At 59.3% G+C, this 6210-nt stretch carries 7 protein-coding genes; 3 read left to right on the top strand and 4 right to left on the bottom strand.

The features are described 5' to 3' along the window. Nucleotides 1-165: 165 nt before the first annotated feature. Nucleotides 166-987, top strand: a complete 822-nt coding sequence (locus QOC89_RS21720) for a Cof-type HAD-IIB family hydrolase (RefSeq protein WP_323046896.1) — start codon at nt 166-168, stop codon at nt 985-987. A gap of 86 nt (nt 988-1073) precedes the next feature. On the opposite strand, the gene QOC89_RS21715 is transcribed toward QOC89_RS21720, so the two are convergent. The 3 genes from QOC89_RS21715 to aqpZ all read right to left on the bottom strand — a co-directional run bounded on the left by QOC89_RS21715 (nt 1074) and on the right by aqpZ (nt 3227). Next, nucleotides 1074-1361: a PXPV repeat protein gene (locus tag QOC89_RS21715; RefSeq protein WP_323046895.1), complete on the bottom strand. Its 288-nt coding sequence runs from the start codon at nt 1359-1361 to the stop codon at nt 1074-1076. A 285-nt stretch (nt 1362-1646) separates the two neighbouring features. Continuing rightward, a complete protein-coding gene (locus tag QOC89_RS21710; RefSeq protein WP_323046894.1) occupies nt 1647-2342 on the bottom strand; it encodes a histidine phosphatase family protein in 696 nt (231 codons plus the stop codon). Between the two features lie 144 nt (nt 2343-2486). Continuing rightward, nucleotides 2487-3227 (bottom strand): aquaporin Z, encoded by a 741-nt coding sequence (aqpZ, locus tag QOC89_RS21705; protein ID WP_323046893.1) that lies wholly within the window; start codon nt 3225-3227, stop codon nt 2487-2489. A 290-nt stretch (nt 3228-3517) separates the two neighbouring features. Between aqpZ and QOC89_RS21700 the strand changes: the two genes are divergently transcribed. After that, nucleotides 3518-3820, top strand: a complete 303-nt coding sequence (locus QOC89_RS21700) for an H-NS family nucleoid-associated regulatory protein (RefSeq protein ID WP_007179981.1) — start codon at nt 3518-3520, stop codon at nt 3818-3820. 315 nt (nt 3821-4135) lie between these two features. Here QOC89_RS21700 and QOC89_RS21695 read toward each other — a convergent pair whose 3' ends face one another. After that, nucleotides 4136-5200 (bottom strand): glycosyltransferase family 4 protein, encoded by a 1065-nt coding sequence (locus tag QOC89_RS21695; RefSeq protein ID WP_323046892.1) that lies wholly within the window; start codon nt 5198-5200, stop codon nt 4136-4138. A gap of 704 nt (nt 5201-5904) precedes the next feature. Here QOC89_RS21695 and flhD point away from each other — a divergent pair. Beyond that, nucleotides 5905-6210, top strand: a 306-nt coding sequence (gene flhD, locus QOC89_RS21690) for a flagellar transcriptional regulator FlhD (RefSeq protein WP_323046891.1), incomplete at its 3' end; no start/stop codon positions are given.

The raw sequence follows: 6210 nt of genomic DNA, 5'->3' as shown, positions 1-6210 counted from the left end.
GTCTGCGTGAGCCGCTGGCCGACTCCGCACACGGTGGCTTGCAGCTGGCGCAGCGCGAAGCGGTTCGCATCGGCGGCTGAGAATCGTCCCGCGCCCAGGTGCGATCGTCCCGAGACGGCGCGCAACGGTAAAATGCGATCTTTACGCTGCCCGGCTGCTCACACTATGTACAAAGTCATTGCCACGGATCTCGACGGCACGCTGCTCAACGCCAATCACCAGGTGGATCCGTTCACGATCGCTACCGTCCGTAAGCTGGAAAGCGATGGGCTGCACTTCGTGATCGCGACCGGGCGCCACTATTGCGACGTGGCGGGCATTCGCGACGTACTGGGCATCAACCCCTATCTGATCACGTCGAACGGCGCGCGCATCCACGCGCCGGACAACACGGTGATCCACGCCGACGATTTGCCTCCAGCGATCGTGCAGCGACTGGTGCAGCCCGAAATCGTCGGTGCGCATGGCCGGGTGATCGTGAACCTGTTCACGGACAAGGCGTGGTTGATCGACCGGGATGCACCGGACCTGCTCAAATTCCATCAGGATTCCGGCTTCACCTATGCGGTGACCGATCTGCCGAAACACAATGGCGTCGACATCGCCAAGGCTCTTTACATCGGTGAGCCAGTCGATCTCGCGCACGTGGCGGCCAACCTCAAGCGCGAATTCGGCGACGCGCTATACGTCACCTATTCGCTACCGGATTGCCTGGAAGTGATGACTTCGAACGTATCGAAGGGGCGTGCGTTACAGATCGTGCTGGAGCGACTCGGCGTCGGCGCCTCGCAATGCGTGGCCTTCGGGGACAACATGAACGATATCGATCTGCTGGAGACAGCCGGCCATCCGTTCATGATGAACAATGCGAATCCGGATCTCATCGCGCGTCTGCCGGACGTACCGCGCATCGGCAACAACTTCGAAGCGGGCGTCGCGCACCATCTGCGCAAACTCTTCTCGCTCGACGACGAACTGATGTCGTGAAAGCGGAGCGGCCCGCATCCACTTGCGTGGTTGCGGGCCGCCTGTTGCACCGATTCTGGTTCGCGACCTGGCGCCGCGGGCCACGATCAGTCGTGCCATCCGCCACGGCGATCTCCGCGGCCATCGTGGCCCCAACGGCGGTCGTGGTGATCCCAGCCGCGATTATCCCCGCGGTCGCCGCGATAGTAACGATGGTCCCAGCCGCCATTGCCGTAGTACACCGGCTGCGGCGCCGCGTAGACACGGGCAGGCTGGGCATAAACCGGTGCGCCGAGCGACAGGCCGATGTTCAGATCCGTATGCGCCTGCGCGACACCGCATGCGCCCGCCGCGAGTCCAGCAGCAACCAGCAAATGAGTGACGATGCGTTTCATGTTGTTCTCCTGTGAGGCGACGTATGTTTGTCGCACAGGACCAATTTACGCATTCCGGTCGGCGCTTACTGCGACGAGATGTTACGGACTGCAAGCATCGTCGCAGGGTTTGAAAGGCGATAGAAGGAACATTCGAGCGCATTGCTCACACAGCGCGGTCCGCTCGAAGCGCCGTCTTGCAAGGCTTTGCGGCAAATCAGAACGGGCCGGCGACTGCTTGTTGCGGCTCGCTGAAAAAAACAGATAGCCGTGCCCGTAATCGGGGCTTACATCTGTATTACCCAATTAATCAGCTGCGCCAGCGGAAGCGCCAGTCGCGGCCGCGGACGGTGCGCCCGGCAGTGCCGCGCATGGGCAATCCGCAGCGCGGCCGTTTAGCCCTTGGCGGTCTAGCTTGAAACTGGCGTGCGCCGTTCCGCTTTGCCACTCGAGACGAACAATATAAATACTGTCGAAGTCGTCGCTTTGCCAACTGGGTATATCAGCGGCGTTGCCACCATGCGCGCTCATCATTTGGCGCAGCATTTTCACGATCAGCTTGTGTTCCCACGCAACGACAATCAGCTTGTCTCGATTGGCCGGATTGACGAGCGCCGTGCCGAGTTGATCGATCTGGGCGAAGCCGTACGGGGTTTGCACCGGCATCTGGAACTGGATGGCAGTCGGCTCGATGGTCGCAAGTGGGCGAACGTAGTAATAGGGATGGCCGCTGTCGTCCTTTTGCTGACCGGGATCGGGCGCGTAGATCAGATCCGGTTTGCCGAACTTGGCGGCGATGACTGCCGGCAAGGCCAGAGCACGGTTGAGCCCTTGGCAATTGAGCTGGCCGTAACCCTTGGCGGGTTTCTCACCGTGGCGCACGAATACGAGCGTTTCAGTATTGCCGTCCGCGGCATGGGCTGCGGGTAATGCCAATGCGCCTGCAGACAAAGCGCCGATGGAGAGGACGACGCCATGCAGGAATCCGCGGAAACGGGTCATCGGTAGCACCTGTGCGAGCTTAGGAAGTCGCACGATTCTAGCAGCGGGCCCTTGGCGGATTATCAAGCCGCCCGCACCGTGCGTACAAAACGGCACGGGCGCCGTAGCGCCCGCTTTGACCGCCCGAATTTGCGCACTTGCCGATCAGTCGAGCGCCAGTTCCTGCGAATTGCCGCGGCGGCTTTCGGCGATGACCGGGTACAGCACGCCTGCGATCACTGCGCCGATGATCGGTGCGACCCAGAACATCCACAACTGATCCACCGCTGCGCCGCCCACGAATAGCGCCGGGCCGGTGGAGCGCGCCGGGTTGACCGACGTATTGGTGACGGGAATGGAGATCAAGTGAATCAGCGTCAGGCACAGGCCAATGGCGATCGGTGCGAAACCGGCCGGCGCGCGCTTGTCTGTCGCGCCGAGAATGACGAACAGGAAGAAGCCGGTCATCACCACTTCGCAAATGAAGGCGGCGGCGAGCGAATAATGGCCCGGCGAGCGCTCACCGTAACCATTGCTGGCGAAACCGCTGGCGACGAGGTCGAATCCCGGCTTGCCCGAGGCGATCAACGACAGCACCAGCGCACCGAGCACCGCGCCGGTCACTTGCGCGACGATGTACGGCAGCAGGTCGCGAGCCGGAAAGCGGCCGGCGACGGTCAGGCCGACGCTCACCGCCGGATTGAGGTGGCAGCCGGAGATGTGGCCGATCGCATAGGCCATGGTCAGGACGGTGAGGCCGAACGCGAGCGAGACGCCCACGAAGCCGATGCCCAGCCCATGGACCGGGCCGGCGAAGTTAGCGGCGAGGACTGCGCTGCCGCAGCCTCCGAGCACGAGCCAGAAGGTGCCGAATAGCTCGGCAGCAACGCGTTTTGACAACTGCATGATTGGTAATCCTAAAATGGTTGACGCCTGGAGCGGCATGAATACCAAGTTCGGATACATGCCGTTGAGCGCGCAATTCTAGGGAAAGACAGTCGGATTAGGTGTCAAGAATTGTCAAAGTGAAGTCGCCTTTACCTATTATTACCTGATAAATCGCTCGTTTTACAATTCATCGACGCTTAATAATTATCAGATGATTTCTTGCTAAATCGGTATTATTGTCCATTGCCAATTTTTATAATTGCAGCTAGTCTGCGAGCGAATGAGTTCTAGAAAAGGGGAGAACCGAAATGTCTCAATATGCAGACCTCAAGGCACAGATCGCCAAATTGCAGGCACAGGCAGAGGAAGCCCGGCGCACTGAAATCGATAACGTTGTCGCCGACATCCGCCAAAAGATCGCTGAATACGGTCTAACCGCGCAAGACCTCGGCTTTGCAGTCGCCGCCAAGCGCGGACGCCCGCCCAAGAAGGCACCGCTGCCGGCGAAATACCAGGACCCGAAATCGGGCAATACATGGAGCGGGCGCGGAAAACCGCCAAAGTGGATTGTCGGCAAGAATCGCGAACGCTTTCTGATTGGCGCGGCTTGATTGTTCTGCCGGTGCAGGCGAAAGCCAATTGAAGGTTGATCGATGACCGGTGGTTTATACGCATCGCGCTAATCCGGCATGGAAGCGCATCCACCGTTGTATTAAAAAAAGCCGCCCTGAGGGGCGGCTTTTTCGGAGTAGAACCAGGTTAACTCCTGCTAACCGCTCGCGCAAACGATTCACCAGGCAAATTTACTCGTGTTTGGCGGCCGAATCGCAAAACGGCTTAAGTGGCACTAGCGCGACACAAAACGTGGCATAAGCCCGGCTTAAGCGGCTGATCGCATAGAAACGTCAGCCACTTAAGCGCGTCGTTCAACCCACCGCCACCTGGCGCAATACCGGGCGGCGCGTTGCTTCGATCAAGGTCGAATAGCCGTCGACGTAATTCTGGGCCATCGTTTTCGAACTGAAGCGGCGCTCGAACTGCGCGCGGATTTCGGTGCGCGACAGTTCATCCAAACGCTGCAGCGCGGCCACGGCGCCTTGAACGTCCTCGACAATGTAGCCGGTTACGCCGTGGTCGATCACTTCCGGGACCGAACCGCGGTTGAAGGCGAGCACCGGCGTGCCACACGCCATCGACTCGATCATCACGAGACCGAACGGCTCCGACCAGTCGATCGGGAACAGCAGCGCCTTGGCGCCCGACAGAAACTCAGGCTTCTGCGCCTCATTGATTTCGCCGACGAACTCCACGTGCGCCATGGAGAGCAGCGGTTCGATTTCCTTCTTGAAGTATTCCTGGTCGACCTTGTCCACCTTGGCGGCGATCTTCAGCGGCAGACCGCTTTGTGCAGCGATCTTGATAGCTGTATCGACGCGCTTCTCCGGACAGATACGACCGAGGAACGCCAGGTATTCCGGCTTCTTGTGCGTCTGCGGCGTGAGCAAGTGCTCCGGCAGGCCGTGATAAATCGTGTTTAGCCAATTGGCCTGCGGCAGCGGCGAGCGTTGCGAATCCGAAATCGACACCACCGGCACGTCCGAGAACGCGTCGAACACCGGTTGCAACTCCGGCAAGTCGAGACGGCCGTGAAGCGTCGTCACGAACGGCGTGTCCATGGTCGTGAAAAGTGGAAACGGCAGGTAGTCGAGGTGAAAGTGCAGGACGTCGAACTCATGCGCAACCTTGCGGACCTTTTCCATCATCAGGACATGCGGAGCGAGCGCATCGCGAATCGTCGGATCGAGGCGCAGCGCACGCGGCCAGCACGCGTCGAGGTTCGCGGAGGTGACCGAATCACCGCTCGCAAACAGCGTGACGTCGTGGCCGAGATCGACCAGGGCTTCGGTCAGATACGAGACGACACGTTCGGTGCCGCCATAGAGCTTCGGCGGGACAGCTTCATACAGCGGCGCAATTTGTGCGATTCGCATGCGTTTCTCCTGTTCAAAACGGCTTCGCACAACGGCGCTCGGCTTGAGCGAGGAGCGAATGCCTGACGGACGGTTGGGCGCGGTAAGCCGCCGCCCGGGGGTGTTCCGAACTTGCATCGGGTTATCCCTTAGCCTCATTATCGGGATTGGCCGCGCTAATTCGAGTTATTTTTCAAACACTTAACGTTGTTACAGCGCGAAACATGATGTGTTACAGGTCGGCGGGGAGGGCTCATTCGATGGTCGGGGAGCACGACTGGCGGGACGTTCAAACGCTGGAAATGAAGAACAAGGCCGGATTTCAGGGCTGAAGCGCGGCCTCTACACCGAGTTCATTACACAGAAGTGAAAACGTCTTATAATTCTTTCTCACCTCAATAGGGTGAGCTTCGCGAGCTACCAAGGCTCACTAACTAGTTCACCTTTTGGCTACAGCCTCATTCAAAGCGCATCGCGAGGCACAGGCTGCGCGCCGCTTAGTCTACTCCAGACTCCTTTCTGACCTCTTCTTGTAGGAAAAATTCCTACAAGAATGACGGCTTAATCCGCCAGGTAGACTGGGTGTCTGTCCGATTTTCGTCTGCTCCCCCTTTCGACACAATGCTCGCAAGACCAGAAACGAGCCGATTCGTGTGGTTTCAATCGCGCGTTCGAGCAAACGTTTCCGTAACGGCCTGACCAGCCAGATACACCCCGGGGGAATCATGAGCGCCACCAGCGAAATGCTCAATGAGATCAGAGAAGTCAACCTGTCTTATCTCCTGCTCGCGCAGCGTCTGCTGCGCGAAGACAAGCCAATGGGCATGTTTCGCATGGGGATCTCGGACCAGTTAGCCGACGTACTCGCCAATCTGTCCTTGGCGCAGACCGTGCAGCTGGCGGCGTCCAATCAGGTGCTGTGCCGTTTCCGTTTCGACGATCATGCCGTCTTGTCCGCTCTGGCGAAAAAAAGCAAATCCAGCGCCGTGGCTCAGGCGCATTCCGCAATCCTGATGGCAAGCCAACCTGTC

It is taken from the genome of Paraburkholderia sp., assembly GCF_034668105.1.
GTDB lineage: Bacteria > Pseudomonadota > Gammaproteobacteria > Burkholderiales > Burkholderiaceae > Paraburkholderia.
The sequence above is the reverse complement of the archived record's forward strand: the minus strand, read 5'-3'. Positions and strand labels throughout refer to the sequence as shown.